This window comes from Psychrobacter faecalis, assembly GCF_016107575.1.
GTDB lineage: Bacteria > Pseudomonadota > Gammaproteobacteria > Pseudomonadales > Moraxellaceae > Psychrobacter > Psychrobacter faecalis.
In genome coordinates, this window is the sequence record NZ_JABAST010000004.1 from 35,877 (window position 1) to 60,302 (window position 24,426).

The window sequence follows — 24,426 nt, forward strand, 5'->3', positions numbered from 1 at the left end:
CTTAAAAGTTATTATGTATAGCTTGGCTTATCATAACAATGACCACACTTGCCTTCAATGGTAGGCTTTAATTTTAAAAATTTTTACTTAATACAAAAAAGCCTCGCTATCATAAAAGGATAGAGAGGCTGATGTTTAAGATGATTTTTAATATGACATTTAACTTATAGCATTGTAAGGATAGTTTTTTGAAATTATAGTTTTATTTTTGCTTAGGCTATTACACACTTTTAGATTTTGGTAGGTCGTACTCGATTCTCTCGACCTCTTTATCTTGCAGTTCCATAATCAAGCAATAGCCTTTTATAGCGCCATCGTACGGCACATTAGACCCACGCTCTTGATAATGCGTGCGGATACGCTCTTTAATAATACTTTTACGCGCAGCTTCATCCAGTTTGGCAAATCCGCTTGGCAAATCTACCTGAGTCCAAAGTGCAGCGCCCCAACGAGACAGCCAATTGGCGTTGTCATCAAACTTAAAATCAACATCGGCGTATAAACGATATCGAGGCTGCGGCACAGAACCCTGTGCTATCTCGTCCTTAATCTGGGCGATATCTTCTGCAAATGGCTCATAAGGCAAATCGAGTACCGAAAATAACTTTGCTAAAAACTCTTCGGCGCTAAAGTATTTATCCATATAGCTGCCGTCAAGGCCAAGATGCTTATTGGACAACACATGACGCAGGCGTTCGCAAGCAGGCATGGTATGCTTTAGTGGGTAACCCATGGTTTTGACAATATATTGCGCGCGATATTCTAACGTATCTATTTGCGCGATGACGTATTGTGCGAGAGGATGGCACGGCTGAAAACGGCGGGTAAATTTGGATGGCTGGGCAGATTGGCTCATGATGATGAAGACCTTATATTCCTATAACTCCGACGAAAAAGTATAAAATCAGGCACAAATGAGGATGTCGGAGTACAGGCTCATGCGCTTTACCAGGATTGTTTTATATCGTGCTGGAAGTTGCAAGGTTTGTACGCTGCCACCAATTGCAATCATGATGATTTGCAATAAATGACGAGGACAAAACTGTTAAACCCACGATAGTTTATTCAATGATGATAGCACATCAGCCCATAGAAAATAAATACGCGATCATGACTTCTTTTTAATCAGCAAATATCCTAATCTTCACTATGATACGTCGCCTCATCCATCCAAACGATAGGGTCTTCACACAGATGTACCAAGTGATACCAAATATCACTACTGCGAGCGATACGGTGATGACCGCCGTCAAAATAATCGACTTCCCAGCTATCCGGCAGATTAACCAAAGTTCGCCTAGCGACCGCCACATCCAAGCTTTCATCGTCGACCTCTACCATCACTCGCATCATCTCAGTATTTGAGGTCGGAAACGACAATTTCATATCGGCTACGGCGGGAATACGGTCCGCTAAAACATCACTTGGATAAATACACGGCACAATTAAGAGCGCCCGCAAGTTATATTTATGGGCAAAATGATTGGCAAACCAAGCGCCAAGCGAATGCCCTGCCAACACCACGCGTGGATACTCTTGCATTTTTTCTTGAATTAAAGCATCGTAAATCTTAAAAATTTCTGCAAAATTTTCGCGGTAATTGACCGTTTGACAATATTTCGGCTCGCGCTTGATACACGTGTATTTACTGGTCTCGCAACTTGAATCGAGACCATGGAAAAACAGTAAAAACGTGTCGTTATTTTCGATAGGAAACATCATAGCTTTCTCCTTTTATCATTATTTTTTAGTATTATTTTTAATAATTTTATCTATTGTTTAAACCGCTTTTTGATTGGCAATTTGCGCTTGGTATAAACACAAAATCTCCTCACAAGCCTGCATTGAGAGATTCTTTGCAAAGCCCTTACCAAACCAAAAATCATAAACCGCTTGGATAATGGATTTTACCGCCTCAGCATCTTTTGGTTTTTGCGCTGTTAATTTACGCGCAATATCTTTTGCTTGAATATCGGACTCATTGTAGGGCGCACTCCAGCCTACACAATAGCGATAGAGCACATCATTAATAGCCAAGATAAATATAGCATCAGCCACGCCATACTGTTCAATAAATTGCTCTAACATCGAACAGCGCTCGTCATAGAGTAAAGGCTCTATCGGCATCTCATTGCGCTCAGTCACATACTCACTGCTCACTACGTGCGAGGGCTTGCTAAAATCCTCCTACAGCAATGGATAAGATCCGCCAATTCCGCCCTTCTCCACCACATTAAAGCGCCAAATGCCATAATGCGTATCAATGTCTTTGGTATCAATGCCCTTATAAGGCACAACGATAAACCACTGCATCAGCGCATCGCTATCATAAATGACATGCGTACTGCCAATACGCACCGCTTGTTTCGGTAAAACGTCCGTATATAAATACTCGATATCATCGCTATAAAGTTTTGCCTTTTCTACGTTTTCAGCACTGACATCACCGAGCTTAGCCCTTGCCTCACCTATGTTTCGGCACAGCCGAAACGGCGCGACAAAGCTCAAGGTATCATCGGTATTATTGACAAAATATACATCATCTTCATAATTATTTATCGAAACCGTCTCAAGATAAAATAATGGGCTTTTACGTACCCGCCCTTTCTCATCATTCGCCAATGCCGTTATTCCAGATAGTTTTGCGCCATCCGACCACTGCACATTGTCTATACGTTTTTGCTCAAATTGATAGGTTAACTTTGTCATCGTTTTATCCTTATTATTTTGGCATCCAGTTTTGATTTTTGATTGCTTATCGCATTATTTTCTATATTTTTATTTCGTATTTTCTTTGGATTCTTTTAAGCGCAATTTTAAGCCAGCCGAGTCTGTTCGCCATTTGCTTAAATAACGTTATTGGCTATAAAATTAGTGAAGTTAATTGGTTTTATAATGTAAGATTGGGTGTTTTTTATAATTGTTTAGCCGTAGTTTCTCATTATCGTCGCGCTATTTTTTAGCGTTATAAATTTTAAAAAACTAACATTAACAGGCGTTTTTCTGTTCAGTTATTTTGCTTATTAATCAATATTTGGTGGTGTATCAGAAAGTATGCTGGTTAAAAATTAAACAATTTTTGAAGCCTTGAAAGCCCTATAGAATCAGAGAACTTAGCATAGATTTCTTATTGACTTCTATCGCCAGCATACTTTTTAGAACACCACCCAATATTTTTTTGGGGGTTTAGGTTTGGATTTGTGCAGGCGTGATTGTTTAGGATTAAACGAAAATAACATTATTCAAAATGTTTGCTAAAGACAACTCAGTTAAAAAGTGAAGCGTTGCGCCCCGAGGGTTAACGGTTTGTCCTGTTATTTTTGCCTGACTCAATAACTATAATATAAAAACTGATGAAAATAAAGCGGCTAAAAAAGCTGTGCGACAACCGCTGTCGCCCAATCACTTATTACTAAATTTATCATTAAACGCAATATGTGTTGAGCTAATTTATATAAAAAACCCCATAAGCTGTATGCAACTTATGGGGTTATCTTTTGCCAGATGATTAATCACATCTCTAACATCTAGCAAGCCATATACTGGCGTTTGATGAATGATTTAATAAATGAATTAACGTTCTAAATGCAGATACTGCATATGACATTCGTACTGATGCAAGATATCGACCAGCACTTGCTCTTTGGTATAGCCAACCAAGTCATACTCTTGCGAGCCATCACTTAAAAACACCTCAGCACGGTAATAAAACTCGGCCTGCTTACTGGAAGTATTGAGGGTAAAGTTTGGTCGCTCAGCTTTGATGAGATTGACTTCATAAATAAAGTCATCTTCATCACCATGCCCGACGCGCAGTTTTACCCCATCTATCTGACCGTCGTCTTCGTCCGTTGCAGCATCGATATTTTTACCAATGCTGGCCAAATTTCGGATATCCAGTGAGGTTTTAAGACCGCCTGCTTTTAGCTCGTTTTCTACCTCAATCATGGCAGGCTTAACGACCGTCTGTAAAAAGCGTTCGACTTGCTTGTGACTTGGGAAGCTGACGATACGCTGCAAGCGCGCTTTCCAGCCTTTACCGCTATCGAGCACGTTTGCCGTGCCAACCGTACTGGCTTTGCGCTTGTTGCCCTCTTCTTTTAGTGATTTCCACATAGCCATCATGTAAAGCAGCAAAATAAGCGAGAACGGCAGACCAGCAATGACGGAAACCGATTGTAGCGAAGTAAAACCACCCGCAAACAATAAACCTAAAGTAATCAAACCTGTGGCTGCTGCCCAAAACAGACGTAACCAAACAGGCGCGTCGGTATCATTGGTCATGCCTTTTGAGCTTAGATTTGCAAGCACTAAAGCGCCTGAGTCAGCAGACGTCACAAAAAATATCAGGCCAATAAATACGCCTGCCAATGAAAAAACATCGCTATAGGGGAAGTATTCAAACAAGGCAAACATACCCATCGCGGCGTCATTGACGGCGATTTCACCGAGCTCAGTTGCGCCATTGGCGACCAAATCTATCGCTGAATTACCAAAGATGGAGAACCACGCAAAAATAAAACCAAGCGGGATAAACATCACGCCAAAGACAAACTCACGCAAAGTGCGACCGCGGCTAATACGCGCGATAAACAAACCGACAAAGGGCGCCCAAGCGACCCACCATGCCCAGAAAAATATCGTCCAACCTGACTTCCAATCAGCGCCAGCGCTGCCATCATAAGCATAGACATCAAAGGTTTTAAAAACAATAGTCTGGAAATATTGACCAATATTTTGGGTAAAGGTATTGAGCAAATAAACGGTATTACCTAGCACCAATATGGCCAATAGTAGCAATATCGATGACAACATATTAAATTCGGATAAACGGCGTACGCCTTTTTCAACACCGGTCATAGCAGAAATAGCGGCAGCAACAACCACGCCTAAGATAATCAGGCTCTGCACCATTTTGCTCGATTCGATACCGAAAACATGTGTCAAGCCTGCGTTGGCCTGCAATACCCCAATACCTAAGCTGGTGGCGATACCCATCAAGGTACAGACGACGCCAAAGGTATCAATACCATCACCAAGCCAGCCTCTGATTAAGCGCTCACCAAATATCGGTGTCAGCGGTGAACGTAGCGCGAGTGGCATGTTTTTACGATACGCAAAGTACGCCAATGCCATACCAATGAGCGCATAAATACCCCAACCATGAAGACCCCAGTGTAAAAAGGTTTGCGACAGCGCTTCACGCATCGCTTCAGCACTGGCAGGCTCTAAGCCCGTATGCGGCGTGAGATAATGCATCAACGGCTCAGAGGCACCAAAGAATAATAAATCAATCCCGATACCGGCGGAGAATAGCATCGCCGCCCATGCTAAAAAAGGAAACTGAGCTTTTTCGTGATCTTGTCCCAGCTTGATATCGCCGTATTTGGAAAAACCAACAAACAAAGCGAAAATACTATAAGCGGCAACCACCAGCATATAATACCAGCCAAAACTCTCTGATACCCATGCCATACTGGCGCTTAATAATGCCTCACTATAATCTGGCAAGGCAATCGTCCAGATAATCAATAAAATAGAAATAATAGCTGAACCTAAAAAAACCGTCTTATTTAGAGTCAGGGGTTTCGTCGCATCTTCTGATGGCGAGCTGTACATAAAAGACCTCAATAGGTAAATGAAACAGGGTCTGATATTGCTTTGTCCGTCATAGTCTTATGAATCTTAAACTCATAAGGTATAAATAACCGCATGACGCACAAAGCAGTACCAATTAATAAAAACTGAAAGATAAACGATTAGAAAAACAGCGACGCGAATGCTAAGTAAATTTAACCTCAATGGTTTTCATCTCTATAAACATAAGCGCTGATAAAAAAGACCTTTACTACGAAAGGCCTTTTGATAGAAATGGACTTATATTACTTATTGTTTATTAGTTCACGCAGTTGCCTAAATACTCGTTTAGGCATTCATTTAAAAAGGCGTTTAAACGACAGAGTTATAAACGCGCAGCGGTTCGGCTCTGAGCGGTGCGCCATTGGCAACGTAATAATCTGCTGTTGAACGTGGTAATTGCTTGCCTTTCATCTTATCAACGATTTTTTCAGCGAGCATAATGGTGGTTGCGTTCAAATTACCACTGATGATATTTGGCATAATCGACGCATCGACCACGCGCAAGCCATCGATACCGTGTACCAGCCCTTCGCCATTAACCACCGAATAATTACCTTCGCCCATCGCACAAGTACATGAGGGATGATAAGCCGTCTCACTATGGTTACGGACATACTCGTCTAGCTGCGCATCGGTCACCAAATCATCGGTCGGCGCAATAGCTCGACCACGATAAGGGTCAAGCGCTGGTTGATGCATAATCTCACGAGTGATACGCATCGCCGCGCGAAACTCTTGCCAGTCCTGCTCATGCGACATATAGTTAAATAAAATGCTTGGATGCGCGCTTGGATCTTTTGAAGTTAGCTTGACACGCCCACGACTTGGCGAGCGCAATGAACCCACATGCGCTTGGAAGCTATGCGCTTTCACCGCGCTGCGGCCGTCATAACGCACGGCCAACGGCAAGAAATGATACTGAATATTAGGATGGGTAAACTTCTCATCGGTACGGATAAAACCGCCGCCCTCAAACTGATTTGACGCCCCAAGTCCGGTGCCATTAAACAACCATTCCGCACCAATCGCTGGCTTATTCCACCATTTATTGGCAGGCGCAATTGAGACCGGTAGCTTACATTCATACTGCATATACAGTTCTAAATGGTCTTGTAGATTATTACCAACGCCCGGCAGCTCTAAAATCTCGTTAATACCCAAATCTTTAAGCCATTGACCAGGGCCAATGCCAGAGCGCTGCAACAGTTGCGGCGAGGCAATCGCACCCGATGAAACAATCACTTCGCGAGACGCATAGAATTTTTTGATTTGACCTTGATGCTCAACTTTAACACCGACAGCACGCTTACCATCAAAGAGAATCACATCGGTCAATGCACCCGTTAAAATAGTGATGTTACTGCGCGGTTTGGCACGGTCAAGATACCCACGCGCGGTGGATGCGCGGCGACCATTTGGCGTGACGAAGCGATCCATCGGCCCAAAGCCCTCTTGCTGATAGCCGTTTAAATCCTCTGTACGCGGATAGCCAGCTTGCACGCCCGCTTCAATCATCGCTTCAAATATTGGATTGACGCCAGGTTTTGAGGTAGTCATTTCAACCGGACCACCGACGCCATGATAGTCATTTTCGCCTGCATCGCAGTTTTCTGACTTTTTAAAATAGGGTAAGCAGTCGAGATACGTCCAGTCCTCTAAGCCTTTAATTTTCGCCCAATCATCAAAATCTAGCGCGTTACCACGGATATAGCACATCCCATTGATGAGTGACGAGCCGCCCAGCCCTTTACCGCGGCCACAGTCCATGACGCGGTTATTCATATAGGGTTCGGGATCTGTTTTGTAGCCCCAGTTATACGTGGTGCCTTGTAGCGGCATGGCGAGCGCCGCTGGCATCTGGGTGCGAAAGTCTAAGCGATGGTCTGGACGACCCGCCTCTAACAGCAACACCTTAATGTTGGCATCTTCGGTCAAGCGGGTGGCTAGCACGTTGCCTGCTGAGCCTGCGCCGACGATGATGTAGTCATATTCAGGTGTGGTTGATATCATAAAACGCTCCATAAAATTAAAAATATCCATCATTTCATAGCAGTAAGGCGGCGCGAAAAGGAAAAATTATTCCTCTCGCCTTAACCTTACTGTTTAAAAATTCTGGTGGTGTTCTAAAAAGTATGCTGGCGATAGAAGTCAATAAGAAATCTATGCTAAGTTCTCTGTTTCTATAGGGCTTTCAAGGCTTCAAAAATTGTTCAAGTTTTAATCAGCATACTTTTTGACACACCACCAAAATTCTTACCGTACAATTGCTTAAAATACCGATTCAAACTTGCCAAGCTCTACTTGGATAGATTTGGTCTGCGTATAGTGCTCAAGGGCTTCGATGCCGTTTTCGCGGCCAATACCAGAATGCTTATAACCGCCTACTGGCATTTGCGCAGGCGACTCGCCCCACGTATTTAGCCAGCAGATACCCGCCTCTATCTGCCCAATAACGCGATGCGCGCGGGTCAAATCAGCAGTTACCACTCCTGCTGCCAAACCGTACTCGGTATCATTGGCACGGCGAATCACTTCTTCCTCAAGCTCGTAGGTCAATATCGACATGACTGGACCAAATATTTCCTCACGTACGATGGTCATATCATCGCTGCAATCGCTAAACACGGTCGGTGCAACGAATGCCCCATTGGCAAGCTCGCCTGCCGTGATACGTTCGCCGCCCACCAATAAACGCGCACCGCCCGCTTTACCTTGCTCGATATAACCAAGCACTCGCTCCATATGCGGGAAGCTAACCAATGGCCCCATATTGATGCTCTCGTCCAGCGGATTGCCGAGCTTGATACGCTTAACACGCGTCAAGATTGCCTCTTCAAACTTGGATTGTAGCGCTTTTGGGATAAAGACGCGCGTGCCATTGGTACAGACCTGACCTGTACTGTAAAAGTTCGCCATCATGGCAATATCAGCAGCGGTATCGATATCGGCATCGTCGAAAATGATCAATGGTGATTTACCACCAAGCTCCAAGGTTACGTCTTTAAGCGACGATGATGCGGCGCTTGCCATGACTTTTTTACCTGTTGGCACGCCGCCTGTGAATGAGACCTTGGCGATATCAGGATGCTGGGTTAATGCTTCGCCAACTTTATAATCCCCTTGCACGACGTTAAAGACGCCGTCTGGTAAGCCTGCTTCGGTGAAGATTTCTGCCAGTTTTAGTGCCGTTAACGGTGTGACTTCTGAGGGTTTAAAAATCATCGCATTACCAGCAGCCAATGCTGGCGCTGCTTTCCACATCGCAATTTGAATCGGATAATTCCACGCACCGATACCTGCTACCACGCCGAGTGGCTCGCGGCGGGTATAAACAAAACTGCTATCACGTAGTGGAATCTGACGACCCTCTAACATTGGTGCAAGACCCGCATAATACTCAACGACATCAGCACCAGTGACGATATCGACATACTTGGTCTCAGAAAGCGCTTTACCCGTGTCTTTGGTTTCGAGCAATGCTAATACATCATTACGCTCGCGCAAGATCGCAACTGCGTTTAATAAAATCCGGCCACGCTCAACCGCGGTCATCGCTGCCCACACTTTTTGACCTTGTTGCGCGGCTTTTACCGCCTCATCGATTTGCTCAGTCGTCGTTTGTTGAATGATAGCTAACACTTCACCTGTCGCTGGGTTGATATCTTCGAAAGTTGATAAAGAATCATCGACCGCCAAATAGCGACCATTGATATAAGCGGTCTGTGTTTGTGTTAAGTCGATAATATCTGTTAAGTTATTTATGATTGTCTGAGTAGCTGTCATAAGTTTTCCTTAGGGCGACGGGTTCGCTTTATAAAAAAGCTTTTTTATAAAGTCTTAAAAACAATGTCGTCATGGATTAAAGGTGAAAAATAAAAGTAGTTTGTATGCATTTTTAAGCGTCAAAGTCACGCTGCGTCATAGTTATCAAGCGTGTACGTATTGAGGCTTTGTCCGAAATATCTATACCCGAAAAGTCAGAGAGCCAAATTCCATCAGCAACCAGACGCACCATACATAGCGTTTCGGTATTGTCCGTGGCAGCGTGTTTTTTTAGCTGCTCGTTTGACCATTCAGCCCAGCGTTCGCGCAGCATCCTATCTCCTAGCATCAAGACATATAGCGTGGCTTGGCTATTAAACTCGGCTTGACCTTTTTCGCCCAAACTGATGGTGGCATCGATATAAGCGCGGGTAAACGAGCCGTAGCTGACCGGATCTTTTGCCATCGCTTGATTGACTTCCGCCTCAAACTTAGCCATCGCGTCATAAAACACCTCTAAGATGAGCGCGTCCTTGGTGGCAAAATGATGCATCACCCCGCCTTTGGTCACGCCGACGGCATCGGCTACCGATTGGAAGGTCACTTTAGACAAGCCCTGCTCCAAAGTGATGCGCGCTGCTTCATCAAGCAGCGCCCGCCGTATAAGCTCTGGCTGTTTTTTACGTTTATGAGCGTTTTGAGTTTCCATTTTTATCTCGATATTAGCGCGTCAGTTTAACTAAAAATAATTTGGGCTTTAAAAGAATATGTTTTACGTCAATCTCAACTTATCGTAGGCTTTTGATTTTTATAGAATTTAAAATTCTAATTGTTTTAACTGAAATTTTAAAAAATAAGTAAACCAATACCTTAGAAAAATAAGTTGAGAGTGGGGTATGTTTTATTAATATAGAAGAAAAAATAGTTTCTTTTAAAGAAACCGTACGGTTGGTATTTTATAGAAATAAAGCAGCAATGTGAAGGGCGAGTATGTACTGAGGAGTTACAGAACATTATTTTAATAACTTTCTATATTTTATAGCTAATTATATGTAAATGGCGTCAAATCTATTTTTCAGAAAAATAGTTCTGACGCCTTTTTTATAGTGAAGCAGTAGCCTGTAAACCATTAAAGTCACTATTAATAATTGCTAAAGCTACGTTTGCGTACTATTTTTCTTCTACTTTAGCGCCAATGACTTTAGACAGGTGACCAGTTTTGAGATAAACCGTAGCACCGTGCACGCCTGCTTTTATTTGCGGTAGTGCATCCACTGGCAAACGTAGCCAACCACCGCGAGTATAGGTTTTAGCATTATCTGCTAGTTCAGCATCTATCAGCTCACCATCTAGCACCAGTATCTCAGCGCCGCCTTTGATTGTGTCGGTAAATATTGCGTTTATAAATACTGTGTCGGTAAATAGGGCTTCATTGGCCTTTAAACGCTGTAAGCTGACCTGTTCGCTGTCATCTGAGAATAACTGACAGACCTCACGATTGTCCTGTATTTGCCAGTTTGCCCAATCGTTAGTATCGATAGCAACATAACGTGTCTCAGTGGCTGGCATTTGCCAAAGTTTGACAAAAATAACTGCGCCCTCTTTACTATACGGCTGATGGCCAGAATTTGGTGGATTGCGTAAGTACCAACCTGCTGGATAATCGATATTATCTGCCGAAAAAGTTCCCGATAAAACCAAAATCTCTTCGCCGCCTGGATGCATATGATGTGGAAAATAGGACTCAGGCGCATAGCGGACGATACTGGTGGCACGGGCTTTTTCTGCGCCGACGCGGTCGAGCATGACACGCTCGACGCCGTTTTGCGGTGATGGCACCCATTGATAGTGTTCGGGTGCCAATGCTGCACGGCGAGTAAAATCTGCATTAATCAGCATAAAATAGTTTCTCGAGTTTAGATTTAATGCTGTAGATTATCCTCTGATTTACAGCGGCTGACAAACAAGACCCTGTTCTTATTATTAAAAAATCGTATTTACGCGGCTCAAAGTAAGTTTGTAGCGGATAAACGCTTAACCTGAACAATCCTGCCAAGATTCTTGCTAATTATCAAAAAATTACTTTAACTGCTGCCTCTGACTTGCTATCTTGCCCTCCTCTTTTTCATCATTACGACCCATGCCGCCGTTATTCTTAAACTCATGAATTATTTTTCAGCTAATTTGCACTATTAGCGCCTTCTTTATTTGTATTGGATCATATGAAACATAACCTTGAGGTGAGCGCAAATGCTCGCCGCACTCAGTATTTCCAAGTATTTTTAATGGGCGTTAGCGCCTTTATTATGAATACCACCGAATTTGTCCCCGTTGCCCTATTAAGCGACATCGCCCATGATTTTTCTATTACCACGGCTGAGACTGGCTGGATGTTGACGCTATATGCGTGGATTGTCGCGGCGATGTCATTGCCATTGATGCTGCTCACCAGCCGTTTTGAGCGTAAAAGCTTACTTTTGGGCTTGTTTGTGGTGTTTATTGCCAGCCACGTCTTATCCGTATTTGCGTGGAGCTTTGATGTATTGCTGATTAGCCGCGTGGGTATTGCGCTATCACACGCGATATTTTGGTCCATCACCGCCGCGATTGCGATACGCGTAGCACCGGAAGGTAAAAAAGCACTGGCGCTTAGCGTGCTTGCAACCGGTACTTCATTGGCGATGGTGCTTGGCGTGCCTCTAGGACGCTTAGTCGGTCAATGGTTTGGCTGGCGAGCGACCTTTGGCGGTATTGGGGTGATTGCTTTTATCGTCTTTCTCTTGCAAGCAAGGCTATTGCCAACACTACCCAGTATGTTTGAAGGCTCGTTTAGAAAAATTCCAGAATTGCTCAAGAATCCGTTATTGGTCTGTTTGTATTTGCTGATTTTATTAGTCTTTACCGCGCACTATACGGCTTACTCTTATATCGAACCTTTTATGCGGCAGGTTGGTGCTATTAGTGAAAATTCAGCTACTTTTATACTGCTCCTGTTTGGCATCGCTGGGATTGCAGGCAGTGTGATTTTTAGCCGTTGGGGTGATCGCTTTAATACCAGACTGATGCTGATATCGATCATATTAATGCTGATATCTATGCTGGTATTATTATTTGCCGTGACTTCTATCTGGGCGCTGAGTTTCATTGCGTTACTGTGGGGCGCGGCGCTGATGCTGCTGATTATCTCTATGCAAGCCAAAGTCATCATGGTTGATGTCACGGCGCAAGACATGCTGATGTCGATGTTCTCAGGGATTATTAACTTAGGGATTGGTGCAGGTGCGCTATTCGGTGGTTATGCAGTGACGCATATTTCCATATCAAGCGTGGGCTATGTCGGCGCCGCTATCGCTGGTGTGTCGCTGCTACTGATGTTATTTATGATAAAGCGCTTTCCCGAATTAAGCAGAAGACTTGGTTAATTAGAAGGCTTGGATAGCTAAAAACTTGATAGTAAATAAGCATAAAAAATGCCAGCCACTTAAATGGGCTGGCATTTTGCTGTTTGCTTTATTAAAAATACCGAGTAAGCCGTTTATTTAATAATCCACTTTACCGCGCAAGGCTTTTGTTTTGCCGCGCTGGGTTTTTTCATCAACGCGTTTACGTTTGGCATTTCTACTAGGTTTGGTCGGCCTGCGAGTTTTATTGACATGAGTGGCTTGAATAATAAAGCTTTGCAGCCGCTCAAGCGCATCAATTCGATTGCGTTCTTGGGTACGAAACTGCTGCGCTTTAATAATAAGTACGCCTTCTTTGGTGATTCGGCTGTCTTTACTGTCCAATAAGCGCTGCTTAATGACATCGCTCAAGCTTGAAGCATGAATATCAAAACGCAGATGAATCGCAGAGGACACTTTATTGACGTTTTGCCCGCCTGCCCCTTGCGCGCGTATGGCGCTAATGTCCACTTCGCTGTCATTCAGACTGATATTATTGCTGATAAAAATCATAAAACACTTTTATAAATGATTAATAGATAAGGTTAATGATAAAGCATTCGCAGTTAACACGCTACTTGCCCGCTTAATAGCGGTCAAAACGTCATATTTTTTAACCTCTATAATCCGCAATTTGTCGGGTAAACCTTATAAATGTTATCGTTTGACGTTGCTGTGTCTATCCTCTGTCTATAAAGCGTAAGCCTGCGCAGTGATTTTATTTTAAGGTGATAGGATGACGTTAAGCAGACACGATATTAAAAGAACACCGTATTAAACAGACACGGTATTGTTAAACCAAAGCGTTGACGAGCTGATTTTAGTCAAAGGAATAAGCGTTGTATGACAACCAATAGTAAGAAATCTAATCATAAAAAATCTAACACTTCTCTCAAAAATCACAACCTTGCCGCTGATGAAAGCATTCAGGTCAGGGGCGCACGAGTGCATAACCTCAAAAATGTCGATGTGGATTTACCGCGTAATGCACTGGTTGTTTTTACTGGCATATCAGGCTCAGGTAAATCGTCGCTGGCATTTGGCACTCTGTTTGCTGAGTCGCAACGCCGCTACCTTGATTCGGTATCGCCTTATGCACGGCGCTTGATTGACCAAGTTGGCGAGCCTGATGTCGATTCGATAGAAGGCTTGCCGCCCGCCGTCGCCCTGCAACAGCAGCGCGGTACGCCGTCGGTACGTTCATCAGTTGGTAGCGTGACGACGATTTCAAATGGTCTGCGTATGTTGTACTCGCGAGCGGGCGAATACCCTGCTGGGCAAGATATGCTGTATGCTGATGCTTTTTCGCCAAATACGCCAGAAGGTGCTTGCCCTACTTGCTCAGGTATTGGTCGCGTGTTTGAGGTCACAGAAGATTTGCTCGTGCCTGACAAGACAAAAACCATTCGAGAACGCGCCATTGCCGCTTGGCCACCGGCATGGCAAGGGCAAAATCTGAGCCGGATATTGACGACACTTGGCTACGATATCGACAAACCTTGGAACACGTTATCCAAGGAAACGCGCGATTGGATTTTATTTACCGATGAAACCCCAGAAGTGCCAGTTTACCCAGAGTACAATCTCGAGCAAGTACGCGAGGCGATTAAAAAAGGCGAAAAACCCAATTATAAAGGCACCTATGCCAGCGCAAAAAATTTCGTCTTACATTCTTTTGCTACGACCCAAAGTCCACGTACCAAAAAACGCGTGGCGCAGTTTATGCAAATTTCAGAATGTCCAAGCTGCCATGGCAAAAAGTTAAAACAAGAATCGCTGTCGGTTAAATTTGCAGGGCTTGATATTGGCGAGTTATCACAATTAGCCTTAACTGAACTGGCGCTTAAACTTCACGACGCTGCCAATAAAAAACTCAGCGATGATATGCCCGATCGTGAAAAAGCCATCGTCGCCAAGCGTATTGTTAGCGATATTTTATCGCGTGTAGAAGCGTTAACCAGACTTGGGCTAGGTTATTTATCACTTGAACGCACCACACCTACCTTATCACCTGGCGAGCTACAGCGCCTAAGACTTGGCACCCAAATTCGCTCTAAACTATTTGGCGTGGTTTATGTGCTCGATGAACCGTCCGCTGGCCTGCATCCTGCCGATACTCAGGCGCTATTAGGCGCTCTAGATGAACTGGTAGCGGCGGGTAATTCATTATTCATTGTCGAGCATGATGTCAGCGTCATTCGCCACGCCGACTGGATAGTCGATGTTGGACCAAAAGCGGGCAGTCATGGCGGTGAAATCATGTATAGCGGCCCTGTCGAAGGATTGCGAGATGTATCTGATTCTTATACAGTGCAATATCTTTTTAGTAAAGACACAGCAACTCAAAAGTTAAAAACTGAGCAACCAAGACGACCTAATCATTGGCTAAAACTTGCTAATATCGAGCGTAATAATTTACAAGGGCTAGATGTGGCATTTCCTTTAGCGGTATTAACCACAGTGACGGGTGTTTCAGGTTCGGGCAAATCGAGTTTGGTTAGTCAAGCGTTGGTTGAACTGGTCTACAATGCGCTAGGGCAAAAAACCGTGATTGAAGCACCCACCGATGAAGCGGCTTTACTGGAGCAAGAACAAGAAACACCAATAGGCGGAGAGATAGTCAGTGGGATGGAGCATATCAAACGCTTAGTCACTGTCGACCAAAAAGCCATCGGGCGCACACCGCGCTCAAATCTGGCGACTTATACCGGACTGTTTGACCATGTGCGCAAATTATTTGCCGCCACCAAAGAAGCAAAAGCAAGGCATTATGATGCCGGACGTTTCTCATTTAACGTTAAAAAAGGACGTTGCCCAAATTGCGAAGGCGTCGGTTTTGTCAGCGTTGAGCTGCTATTTCTGCCGAGTGTTTACTCGCCTTGCCAAGTGTGCCATGGTCAGCGCTACAATGACGAAACCTTAGAAATTACTTATCAAGGTAAAAATATCGCCGAAGTGCTTGATTTAACAGTTGAAGCCGCTGCTGAATTTTTCATTGATGATGCCCCAATTATGCGCGCCTTAGATGCCTTGCTAAAAGTTGGGCTTGGCTATCTACGGCTTGGGCAACCAGCGACCGAGTTGTCTGGTGGCGAAGCACAGCGTATCAAACTTGCTACCGAACTGCAGCGTACCCAGCGCGGCGATACGCTGTATGTGCTCGATGAACCAACGACTGGCTTACACCCTTCTGATGTCGCGCTGCTGATGGCACAGTTAAATGGGCTGGTCGCAACTGGTAATACGGTGATTATGATTGAGCACGATATGCAAGTCGCTAGCAACAGCGATTGGATTATCGATATGGGCCCGGGTGCTGGCGATGAAGGTGGGCTTATTGTCGCAGAAGGCACACCTAAAGAGGTAGCGAAATCCAAAGACAGTCGCACTGCACCTTTTTTATTGACTTAGTATTGATATAAAAGACAGTACACTAACTAAAAAACGGAAATATGCAATAAGAAAAACCGCATCACTATTAAAGTCATGCGGCTTCCTATTTTTAAACATCGGTTTTTTAAACATGCATTGCTAAGCAAGCATACCACCATCGACAACCACGGTTGCGCCCGTCGTATAGCTTGAGGCGTCAGACACAAGATACAATACCGTGCCCGCCATCTCATCAGGATTAGCGACGCGACCTAAAGGAATCGCATGTAGCGCCATCTTTAAGACTTTATCATTGGTCGTTAACGCCGAGGCAAACTTGGTATCGGTCAGACCCGGCAATAACGCATTAACGCGAATGTTTAATGGACCACATTCTTTGGCAAAGGCTTTGGTCATGCTAATCACCGCAGCTTTAGTGATTGAGTAGATACCTTGCTTATCACCGGCGACCAAGCCATTGACCGATGCCGTATTTAAAATAACACCGCCGCCCTGCTCGCGCATCATCTTACCGGCAGCCGTCGACATAAAGAAATAACCGCGAATATTGACTTCAACGGTCTTATCAAAAGCCGCTAGATCCGTATCTAAGATATGCCCATAATAAGGGTTTGCCGCGGCGTTATTGACCAAGATATCAATTTGACCAAATTCGCTTTTGATATGCTCAAAAATTGCCTCAATCTGATCCATATCGCCCACATGACAAGCAAAGGCGCTGGCTTTATGACCATCAGCGATGATGCTATCCGCGACCGCTTGGCAAGCATCAATCTTACGGCTAGAGACAATCACATGCGCGCCTCTTGACGCCAATAAGCGGGCAATAGATTCGCCAATACCGCGGCTCGCACCCGTAACCAAAGCAATCTTACCTGTTAAATCAAATAAGTCTTTCATCATTATTCCTTATATTTTTGAATATTTTAATAAATACTTTTGATGTTAAGCCAACATGCCGCCATCAAGGGTAAAGGCATGACCATTCATAAAGCTACTTTCATCGCTCGCCAGCCACGCAATGGCGCCAGATACTTCATCGACATCTCCCAATCGGCGCATTGGGCTGGCTTTGATGGTCGCTTGCTGGGCGCGCTCGTCCATTTTTGCCATGGTGTTTTGCACCATAGGGGTGTCAATAAAGCTTGGACAAACGGCGTTAAAACGAATATTGACGCGGGCGTATTCATGAGCAGCGGATTTGGTCAGTCCCATGACTCCATGTTTTGCGGCGCTATACGCTGACAATAATGGCGCAGAGCGCAAACCAGCAATGGAGGCGACATTAATCACATGACCGCCGCCATTGGTCGCCATACAAGCAACAGCAGCGCGCATACAATGCCAGACGCCTTTTAAATTTACGGCAATATTACGATCAAAGTCCTCGTCACTTAGCTCATGCATCGGCGCCGGTTTATGGTCAATACCGGCATTATTTATCACCACATCAAGGCCGCCCAATGTTTCCATGGCAAAGGCAAAGAGAGCGCGCACTTCATCGCCACTCGTCACATCGACTTTTTTAAAGACGATGCTATTGCCCGCATCTTGCCCTTGCTTGGCAACACCTGCACCCATCTCTTCGGCCAAATCCCCAATGACGACTCTCGCGCCGCGACTGGCGAGCAGTAGCGCACTTGCCGCACCGATGCCAGACGCGCCACCGGTGATTAAAATACGTTTACCAGTGACGTCTGATGCAATTCCATTTGTATTCAATGTCATGATTTATCCCTCTACCTTAAGTACCAGTTTGCCGAAGTTTTCACCTTTAAATAGCATCATCAAAGTATCTGGGAACGTCTCGATACCTTTGACGATATGGTCTTTTACTTTAATGTCGCCTGACCCAATCCAGCCAGCAATATCTTTCATCGCCGTCGGATACTCTTTAATATTATCAAAGACGACGATGCCTTCCATACGCGCACGATTGACCAACAGCGACAAATAATTTGATGGCCCTTTGACTTCTGTGGTGGTGTTATATTGGCTAATCGCACCGCAAATCACGATACGCGCATGCAGATTAATTTGCGTCAGCACGTCATTTAAAATATCGCCGCCGACGTTGTCAAAAAAGACATCGACGCCGTTTGGACAGGCCTGCTTTAAGCCTTTTTTCACATTTTCGTTTTTATAGTCGATTGCCGCATCAAAACCCAGCTCATCGACTACAAATTTACATTTATCAGGACCGCCTGCGATACCGACGACGCGGCAACCTTTGAGTTTGGCAATTTGCCCAACTAAGCTACCAACCGCGCCCGCAGCGCCAGAAATAACCACAGTCTCGCCAGCTTTTGGTGCGCCGGTTTTTAATAAGCCAAAATAGCCCGTCATACCCGGCATACCGAGTACGCCTAAGTAATAAGACAATGGCGCAAGGTTTGGATCGACTTTATGTAGCCCTGTGCCATCGCTGACTGCGTAGGACTGCACGCCATTATGTCCTACGACATAATCACCAACGGCAAACTTCTCATGTTTACTTTCGATGACTTTACCTACCGTTCCTGCACGCATTACCTCGCCAATCTGTACGGGCGGTATATAAGATTTTGCATCGTTTAGCCAACCACGCATTGCAGGATCCATCGAAATATATTCAATTTTTATCAGCAGCTCACCATCTGCGATAGTCGGCAGTTTTGACTCACTGTAATCCCAAGTCTCGGCACTCGGTGCGCCAACTGGTCTTGCTTTTAAGCGCCATTGTTTATTAATCTGTTTGTTATCAGCTGTCATTATTTATTCCTTTAAAATTGTATAAAAGTTATTGGTATCGTTTGCTCGAAAATCGTTTGTTTAAAATAAGATAAAGATAGTAAGGAGCGTTATGCTGGTATAATTCTTTCTCGCTTGCTGTGCGCTTTGCACTCCAGAGGCTTCGAAAAATTTATCCCAGCATCACTTTTAGCATCCTATTAATAGATATTGTTATGGTGAAAACTTACCAAACAGTCTCTTAAAACCATTCTGCTTGCATATTGGTACAGACCGCATTGTCATTATTTAGCAGCTCAATATCGCGATTGATTAACGGCAATTCCCAGTCGATAAAGTATTTTGCCGCTTGGATTTTGCCATGATAGAAGTTTTGCTTATCAACGTCGGCCGTATCATTTAATAGTTGTTCCGCTTTACTCGCTTGGCGAATCCAAATCCAACTGACCACGATAGAGGCAAAGATATTCATCAAGGCCTGCGCATTACCCGTCAGCGTTAGTGCTTTTTCCGTTTGCAGGATTTTACTTAAATGCACCAATACTTCATGCAAATGACCCATATAAGGCATCAATTTACCGGCAAGTTTGGCAGTCTCGGGTGTACTGATACTTTCTAAGTCTTGAGTAATTTCACGTTTTAAAATTTGAATACCAAGACCTTTGTTTTGCCATAACTTACGGAATGACAAATCTAGTGCCTGTACGCCATTTGTGCCTTCATGAATGGGATTAAGACGGTTATCACGCCAAAACTGCTCGGCTTGATACTCACGTGTATAGCCTGCGCCGCCCAATACTTGGATGCCTAGATCATTGGCTTTTGGACCATATTCAGACGGCCATGCTTTGAGAACTGGCGTGAGCAAATCTAGCAATTCTGAGAGCTCATTTTTTAGCGTAGCGTCTTCACACGTATTGATACGGTCGATTAGGTTTGAGCCATATAAGCACAAGGATATCCCACCTTCGGAATAGGCTTTTTGCGCCAGCAGCATGCGCTTAACGTCACCATGCTGAATGATTGCCGTCGCCGCATCTTCAGGCTTATTATTAGGCGCAATTCTGCCCTGCGTTCTGTCTTTAGCATAATCGAGCGAATATTGATAACCGCGATAGCCAATCATCGCCGCACCAAAGCCAACTGCGATACGCGCTTCGTTCATCATTTTGAACATATAGCGCAGGCCAAAATGCTCTTCACCGATAAGATAGCCGTGACAATCGCCTGCATCGCCAAAACTTAACGCCGTAGAAGTTGCGCCGCGATAGCCAAGTTTATGAATAAGTCCAGTTAAATGGACGTCATTACGCTCGCCGACTGATAAATCATCGTTTAAACGATACTTGGGTACGGCAAATAACGAAATACCTTTAACGCCAGCAGGTCCACCCGGCACTTTGGCTAATACCAAATGCACGATATTGTCAGACAGTTCGTGATCGCCTGCTGAGATATAAATCTTGCTGCCTTTGATACGGTATGATCCGTCTTCTTGTTTCACGGCAGTGGTTTTGATATCGGCAAGCGACGAGCCTGCATGTGGTTCTGTTAATGCCATGGTGCCAGTGAATTCACCGGTTAGCATACGCGGCATAAAGGCATTTTTAATCTCATCACTGGCGAAATGAGAAATGACATTAATCGCCGCCGTGGTTAAAAACGGATAAGCGGTGGTCGATGGGTTGGCTGCCATAAAATAGCCTGCTACCGCCGTCATCACGGTTTCGGGTAATTGCATGCCGCCATCGTCAAAACTATAACGACCTGCGATAAAGCCTGACTCGCGAAAGGCATCAAAAGCAACCTTTACGTCGTCTATCATGCTGACTTTTTTGCCATCAAACTGCGGCTCGTTTTTATCCGCCACGTGGTTGTGCGGTAAAAACAAATCGGTGGCGATTTTATTGGCAGTGCCTAATACCGCATCAAAAGTTTCACGGCTGTGTTCTGCAAACTTCGAATGCTTGGTTAAATGCTCAACCCCTAATACATCGTAGAGTTGAAACGGTAATTCAAAGTCATTGATCAGTGTATCTGCGGCCATAGTCATTTCCCTATTATGATAATGATAAATAAGCGGTGATGGACAAGTGATGCATTGATATTAATCTAATTTAACGCCTTACCGTATTGTCATTTATGACATAATTATGGTCAAATACGACAAAACTCATGTGTTAAATTAGAAAAACCTCGTCAAGAAACGTCATTTTTAATAAGTATTTTGAAAGGAAATTACGTAGCCATGCCCTACTTCAAACCCTTTAACGTCATCATTGTCGGTTTCGATGGCGTGCTTGGCAGCGCTTTGACAGGCGCATTAGATTTATTTTCTTTTACCGGAGTGAGTTGGCAGCGGTTTTTGAATGAAGAAGTAGAACCAAGGTTTAACGTACAAATTGCCAGTCTTGGCGGCGTTGATATCAGATGTAGCAACCGCTTAATCATGCAAGCGCATAGCGATATTCAGGAAGTCACAGAGTGCGACTTACTATTAATTCCAACCATTGGCGATTCCATCGATAAAGTCTTGAGCCAAAATAACGCTCTAATTCCGCATTTGCAGCGACTGGCAAATACCAAAGCCGATATCGCTAGTAACTGTAGCGGCGCGTTCTTTTTAGCAAAAGCAGGCTTGCTCGATGGCAAAGTAGCTACCACCCATTGGGGTTATGCCAGTAAGTTTAAGGCAGATTTTCCACTGGTTGATTTGCAAGAAAACCAATTTGTCACTCAATCAAAAAGCCAGTCAAAAGAACAATCGGGCAATATATTTTGTGCGGCAGGCGGTAGCGCCTTTTATGACTTGGGATTATTGTTAATCGAGCGTTATTGCGGGCGTGAAATTTCTACCCAAGTGGCGAAAACCCAAATTATTGATAGTAAAAGAGGCAATCAAAACAGCTATACCAATGTGACGTTGCATAAACCGCATTCAGACCAGCTGGTTAAACAGGTACAAGAATTTATCGAAGAGAATTTTAGGCAATCTATGCAGGTGAGCCAGTTAGCAGACATGGTGAATATCACCCCGCGCACCTTAAATAGACGCTTTCAATCTTGTGTTGCTATGCGCCCGATTGAGTATATTCAAGCGGTGAGAATTGAGCAGGCAAAGCGTTTGTTAGAATTAGGAGATGTGACGATTAAATCGCTAGCGGAGCAAGTTGGCTACGATGATATTTCATCATTTACTCGCTTGTTTAAACGCGCTACTGAACTGACGCCGAAAGAATATCAGGATAAATTTTCGAGACTGGCGATTTAACTTTATAGTGTATTTTTTCAAAGTAATACGTTGCTGAAGCAAATTTATCACAGCAACAATTTTATATAATTAATTCGATATAAAAACGATACAGCGAGACGAAAAGTTGTTTTTCGCAGCATCTGTCGGCGTAGGCACAGCACGCAAGAAAAACAACTTTTCATTGAGCGACTTGATAGTTACGTATCTGATTTATTTAGATTCGACTATAGACCTAAATTTTATTGCCACAAGCCTTCGACATGAATGGCATCGGCTTTAATCGTTGGATAATCATTAAATGCCAACTGATAGCCACCGAAGTTATTGGCGCTGATTTGACACGTCGCGCCAAGTGGAAAACTGTGTTTCTGACCAATATGACCAAAGTGCATGCCATTATAAATCGGCAATCCTGTCAGCTTATGCAATTGACGAATTACGGTGGCGACATCATAACGCTTGTCATAACTGTCCTCACCACTACCCGATAACGCACCAAATACAATCGCTTGCTGACCTTTAAACACCCTTGCCAAATACAAATCATATAGCATGCGCTCGATACGGTAAGCTTGCTCGCCGACGTCTTCTAAAAATACGATACCATCTTTGATCCGTGGTAAGTACTCACTCCCTGCCAGTGCCGATACTACGCTGAGATTGCCGCCCCAAATGGTGCCGGTTAGCGTTTTAGGTTCAGTGTTTGTCAAAATACTGGGTAAATTTACACTGGTTAAAGACGCATCTGCTATATTAATCGTCAAATTAGAATTGGTTAATGCTTCTACGAATTGGCGACAGCTGACTTGATCCGGTTTGGTTTTGCCAAACTCGCTATAAAGCATTGGCGCCGCAAGCGAGCTCATACTGCCTTTTGCCAGTAGCGCACACTGGATCGCCGTCACATCGCTAAAGCCCGCCAGTATCGTACCGCGCTCCTTCATAATACGCCCAAGCGTTGACCAATCCACCATTGGTAATACTCGCACTGCACCGTAGCCACCACGTACCCCAAGTAGCAGTTTAGGTGCTTTTATCGCACCCGTAGCGATGTTTTGTAAGTCACTGGCACGCTGCGAATCCGTACCCGCAAAGCGCAAATACTGCCGTTTGGTAATTGCCGGATTATCCACTTTAAAACCCGCGCAGGCTAAACGCTCTAACGCCAACTCATTACGTTCGTCACTACCACCGACATTAGAGCTAGCAAAAAGCCGCGTTTCAATCGTTGGGACGATACATCTTGCTGGCGCTGGTTGTGCCTCACCTTTAAAAGACAAATGCTCATCTGAAAACGCTGTTGGTAAATCATCCTTGGTAAGCTGCGTACCGCTATCTTGCTCAATAGCATTTGTAGCCAACGCCCGAGTGATATTTTGCGTCGCTAGAAGCCCTGCTCCGGCACCAATACCAACGTGACGTAAAAACTGGCGACGATTTAACTTGGATGATATCTTAGTCATGATGCTACCTTTTTTACCGTTTAATTGCTGCTTACCCTAGCAACCATTATTGAAACAAAGCGCGTATTATAACGCAGGTTAGGATACTATTTAGTACTCGAGCAGTATAGAACGCTTAAGTCAGGAGCATTTGGCATTTTAATAGACAACAAAACGATACAGAGTTACTTGCCGTCTTATTTGGCTACAGACCCGACTCTTGCTATAGTAAAACGCGTTGAACAACAAACAATAATGATAGATATAAAAGGATTATAAAGATGGCTGAGCAAGAAAGTGCAAAAGAGAAAGACAATAAAAGTCTGATCGATAGTATTAAAATCATCTTAGGTAAAGAAGATAAGCTGAAGGATCAACTCGAAAAAGAAAAAGGTCTTGAGAGTTATGCTAAGGATTTGCTGTTGCTGATGAGCTTAGTCAAAGACTATTACCAAGGCAACTATCGCAATATCCCTTATAAAACCATTTCAGCAGCCGTGGTTGGCCTGCTTTACGTGATCAACCCTATCGATATCATTCCTGACTTTATCCCCTTTATCGGTCATATCGATGACGTCTTGGTGCTCAGATTTTGTCTAAAACTTGTAGAAAAGGATTTGGCAAAATACAAAAACTGGAAAAATGAGCAAACAGCGTCGAAAGACGAAAATTCAAAGCCTGGCAATAAACAGCTAGAGGATAAAAGTAAACGCTTAAAGAAAACAGATAAATAATCTGGTAAGCAATCTCATAAAAAACACGGTCA

At 44.1% G+C, this 24,426-nt stretch carries 19 protein-coding genes; 4 read left to right on the forward strand and 15 right to left on the reverse strand.

The window, feature by feature from the left end:
- Nucleotides 1–220 precede the first annotated feature (220 nt).
- From JFC07_RS02300 to JFC07_RS02340, 9 genes are all read right to left on the reverse strand, one after another.
- Nucleotides 221–856: a hypothetical protein gene (locus tag JFC07_RS02300; protein WP_198328024.1), complete on the reverse strand. Its 636-nt coding sequence runs from the start codon at nt 854–856 to the stop codon at nt 221–223.
- Between the two features lie 281 nt (nt 857–1,137).
- The gene (locus tag JFC07_RS02305) at nt 1,138–1,722 is read right to left on the reverse strand and encodes an alpha/beta hydrolase (RefSeq protein WP_198328025.1); all 585 of its coding nucleotides are present in this window, start codon (nt 1,720–1,722) and stop codon (nt 1,138–1,140) included.
- 57 nt (nt 1,723–1,779) lie between these two features.
- Entirely contained in the window at nt 1,780–2,145 is a 366-nt protein-coding gene (locus tag JFC07_RS02310; RefSeq protein ID WP_198328026.1) for a hypothetical protein, read from the reverse strand.
- Nucleotides 2,146–2,187: 42 nt separating this feature from the next.
- On the reverse strand, nt 2,188–2,709 hold the full coding sequence (locus JFC07_RS02315) for a hypothetical protein (RefSeq protein ID WP_198328027.1): 522 nt from the start codon (nt 2,707–2,709) through the stop codon (nt 2,188–2,190).
- 864 nt (nt 2,710–3,573) lie between these two features.
- Nucleotides 3,574–5,619, reverse strand: a complete 2,046-nt coding sequence (gene betT, locus JFC07_RS02320; protein WP_198328028.1) for a choline BCCT transporter BetT — start codon at nt 5,617–5,619, stop codon at nt 3,574–3,576.
- Between the two features lie 330 nt (nt 5,620–5,949).
- Nucleotides 5,950–7,650, reverse strand: a complete 1,701-nt coding sequence (betA, locus tag JFC07_RS02325; RefSeq protein ID WP_198328029.1) for a choline dehydrogenase — start codon at nt 7,648–7,650, stop codon at nt 5,950–5,952.
- Nucleotides 7,651–7,908: 258 nt separating this feature from the next.
- Complete coding sequence (gene betB / locus JFC07_RS02330) at nt 7,909–9,423, reverse strand: betaine-aldehyde dehydrogenase (RefSeq protein ID WP_227678237.1); 1,515 nt, start codon at nt 9,421–9,423, stop codon at nt 7,909–7,911.
- Between the two features lie 112 nt (nt 9,424–9,535).
- Nucleotides 9,536–10,111 (reverse strand): TetR/AcrR family transcriptional regulator, encoded by a 576-nt coding sequence (locus JFC07_RS02335; RefSeq protein WP_191692074.1) that lies wholly within the window; start codon nt 10,109–10,111, stop codon nt 9,536–9,538.
- Between the two features lie 461 nt (nt 10,112–10,572).
- Complete coding sequence (locus JFC07_RS02340; protein ID WP_198328030.1) at nt 10,573–11,301, reverse strand: cupin domain-containing protein; 729 nt, start codon at nt 11,299–11,301, stop codon at nt 10,573–10,575.
- A gap of 323 nt (nt 11,302–11,624) precedes the next feature.
- Between JFC07_RS02340 and JFC07_RS02345 the strand changes: the two genes are divergently transcribed.
- Nucleotides 11,625–12,824 (forward strand): sugar transporter, encoded by a 1,200-nt coding sequence (locus JFC07_RS02345; protein WP_198328031.1) that lies wholly within the window; start codon nt 11,625–11,627, stop codon nt 12,822–12,824.
- Between the two features lie 117 nt (nt 12,825–12,941).
- Here JFC07_RS02345 and arfB read toward each other — a convergent pair whose 3' ends face one another.
- Nucleotides 12,942–13,355, reverse strand: a complete 414-nt coding sequence (arfB, locus tag JFC07_RS02350) for an alternative ribosome rescue aminoacyl-tRNA hydrolase ArfB (RefSeq protein ID WP_198328032.1) — start codon at nt 13,353–13,355, stop codon at nt 12,942–12,944.
- 330 nt (nt 13,356–13,685) lie between these two features.
- On the opposite strand from arfB, the gene uvrA reads away from it, so the two are divergent.
- Entirely contained in the window at nt 13,686–16,253 is a 2,568-nt protein-coding gene (gene uvrA / locus JFC07_RS02355) for an excinuclease ABC subunit UvrA (RefSeq protein WP_198328033.1), read from the forward strand.
- Nucleotides 16,254–16,373: 120 nt separating this feature from the next.
- Here uvrA and JFC07_RS02360 read toward each other — a convergent pair whose 3' ends face one another.
- The 4 genes from JFC07_RS02360 to JFC07_RS02375 all read right to left on the reverse strand — a co-directional run bounded on the left by JFC07_RS02360 (nt 16,374) and on the right by JFC07_RS02375 (nt 21,012).
- The gene (locus JFC07_RS02360) at nt 16,374–17,138 is read right to left on the reverse strand and encodes an SDR family oxidoreductase (protein WP_265088591.1); all 765 of its coding nucleotides are present in this window, start codon (nt 17,136–17,138) and stop codon (nt 16,374–16,376) included.
- A gap of 42 nt (nt 17,139–17,180) precedes the next feature.
- A complete protein-coding gene (locus JFC07_RS02365) occupies nt 17,181–17,963 on the reverse strand; it encodes an SDR family NAD(P)-dependent oxidoreductase (protein ID WP_198328035.1) in 783 nt (260 codons plus the stop codon).
- Between the two features lie 3 nt (nt 17,964–17,966).
- Nucleotides 17,967–18,986 carry an NADP-dependent oxidoreductase gene (locus tag JFC07_RS02370; protein WP_198328036.1) on the reverse strand — a complete coding sequence of 340 codons (1,020 nt, stop codon included), beginning with the start codon at nt 18,984–18,986 and terminating at the stop codon, nt 17,967–17,969.
- 220 nt (nt 18,987–19,206) lie between these two features.
- Nucleotides 19,207–21,012: an acyl-CoA dehydrogenase family protein gene (locus tag JFC07_RS02375; protein WP_198328037.1), complete on the reverse strand. Its 1,806-nt coding sequence runs from the start codon at nt 21,010–21,012 to the stop codon at nt 19,207–19,209.
- 201 nt (nt 21,013–21,213) lie between these two features.
- Here JFC07_RS02375 and JFC07_RS02380 point away from each other — a divergent pair, with 201 nt between their 5' ends.
- Nucleotides 21,214–22,236, forward strand: a complete 1,023-nt coding sequence (locus JFC07_RS02380; protein WP_198328038.1) for a GlxA family transcriptional regulator — start codon at nt 21,214–21,216, stop codon at nt 22,234–22,236.
- A gap of 221 nt (nt 22,237–22,457) precedes the next feature.
- Here JFC07_RS02380 and JFC07_RS02385 read toward each other — a convergent pair whose 3' ends face one another.
- Entirely contained in the window at nt 22,458–23,681 is a 1,224-nt protein-coding gene (locus tag JFC07_RS02385; RefSeq protein WP_198328039.1) for an LD-carboxypeptidase, read from the reverse strand.
- A gap of 260 nt (nt 23,682–23,941) precedes the next feature.
- Between JFC07_RS02385 and JFC07_RS02390 the strand changes: the two genes are divergently transcribed.
- Entirely contained in the window at nt 23,942–24,394 is a 453-nt protein-coding gene (locus tag JFC07_RS02390) for a YkvA family protein (protein WP_198328040.1), read from the forward strand.
- Nucleotides 24,395–24,426 lie beyond the last annotated feature (32 nt).

Bases quoted from the DNA above. Each gene is read 5' to 3' on its own strand.
- betB (WP_227678237.1), bottom strand. From the start codon at position 9,423: ATGACAGCTACTCAGACAATCATAAATAACTTAACAGATATTATCGAC.
- uvrA (WP_198328033.1), top strand. From the start codon at position 13,686: ATGACAACCAATAGTAAGAAATCTAATCATAAAAAATCTAACACTTCT.
- JFC07_RS02300 (WP_198328024.1), bottom strand. From the start codon at position 856: ATGAGCCAATCTGCCCAGCCATCCAAATTTACCCGCCGTTTTCAGCCG.
- JFC07_RS02375 (WP_198328037.1), bottom strand. From the start codon at position 21,012: ATGGCCGCAGATACACTGATCAATGACTTTGAATTACCGTTTCAACTC.
- JFC07_RS02360 (WP_265088591.1), bottom strand. From the start codon at position 17,138: ATGATGAAAGACTTATTTGATTTAACAGGTAAGATTGCTTTGGTTACG.
- JFC07_RS02365 (WP_198328035.1), bottom strand. From the start codon at position 17,963: ATGACATTGAATACAAATGGAATTGCATCAGACGTCACTGGTAAACGT.
- arfB (WP_198328032.1), bottom strand. From the start codon at position 13,355: ATGATTTTTATCAGCAATAATATCAGTCTGAATGACAGCGAAGTGGAC.
- JFC07_RS02305 (WP_198328025.1), bottom strand. From the start codon at position 1,722: ATGATGTTTCCTATCGAAAATAACGACACGTTTTTACTGTTTTTCCAT.
- JFC07_RS02340 (WP_198328030.1), bottom strand. From the start codon at position 11,301: ATGCTGATTAATGCAGATTTTACTCGCCGTGCAGCATTGGCACCCGAA.
- JFC07_RS02345 (WP_198328031.1), top strand. From the start codon at position 11,625: ATGAAACATAACCTTGAGGTGAGCGCAAATGCTCGCCGCACTCAGTAT.
- JFC07_RS02315 (WP_198328027.1), bottom strand. From the start codon at position 2,709: ATGACAAAGTTAACCTATCAATTTGAGCAAAAACGTATAGACAATGTG.
- betT (WP_198328028.1), bottom strand. From the start codon at position 5,619: ATGTACAGCTCGCCATCAGAAGATGCGACGAAACCCCTGACTCTAAAT.
- JFC07_RS02335 (WP_191692074.1), bottom strand. From the start codon at position 10,111: ATGGAAACTCAAAACGCTCATAAACGTAAAAAACAGCCAGAGCTTATA.
- betA (WP_198328029.1), bottom strand. From the start codon at position 7,650: ATGATATCAACCACACCTGAATATGACTACATCATCGTCGGCGCAGGC.
- JFC07_RS02390 (WP_198328040.1), top strand. From the start codon at position 23,942: ATGGCTGAGCAAGAAAGTGCAAAAGAGAAAGACAATAAAAGTCTGATC.
- JFC07_RS02370 (WP_198328036.1), bottom strand. From the start codon at position 18,986: ATGACAGCTGATAACAAACAGATTAATAAACAATGGCGCTTAAAAGCA.
- JFC07_RS02385 (WP_198328039.1), bottom strand. From the start codon at position 23,681: ATGACTAAGATATCATCCAAGTTAAATCGTCGCCAGTTTTTACGTCAC.
- JFC07_RS02380 (WP_198328038.1), top strand. From the start codon at position 21,214: ATGCCCTACTTCAAACCCTTTAACGTCATCATTGTCGGTTTCGATGGC.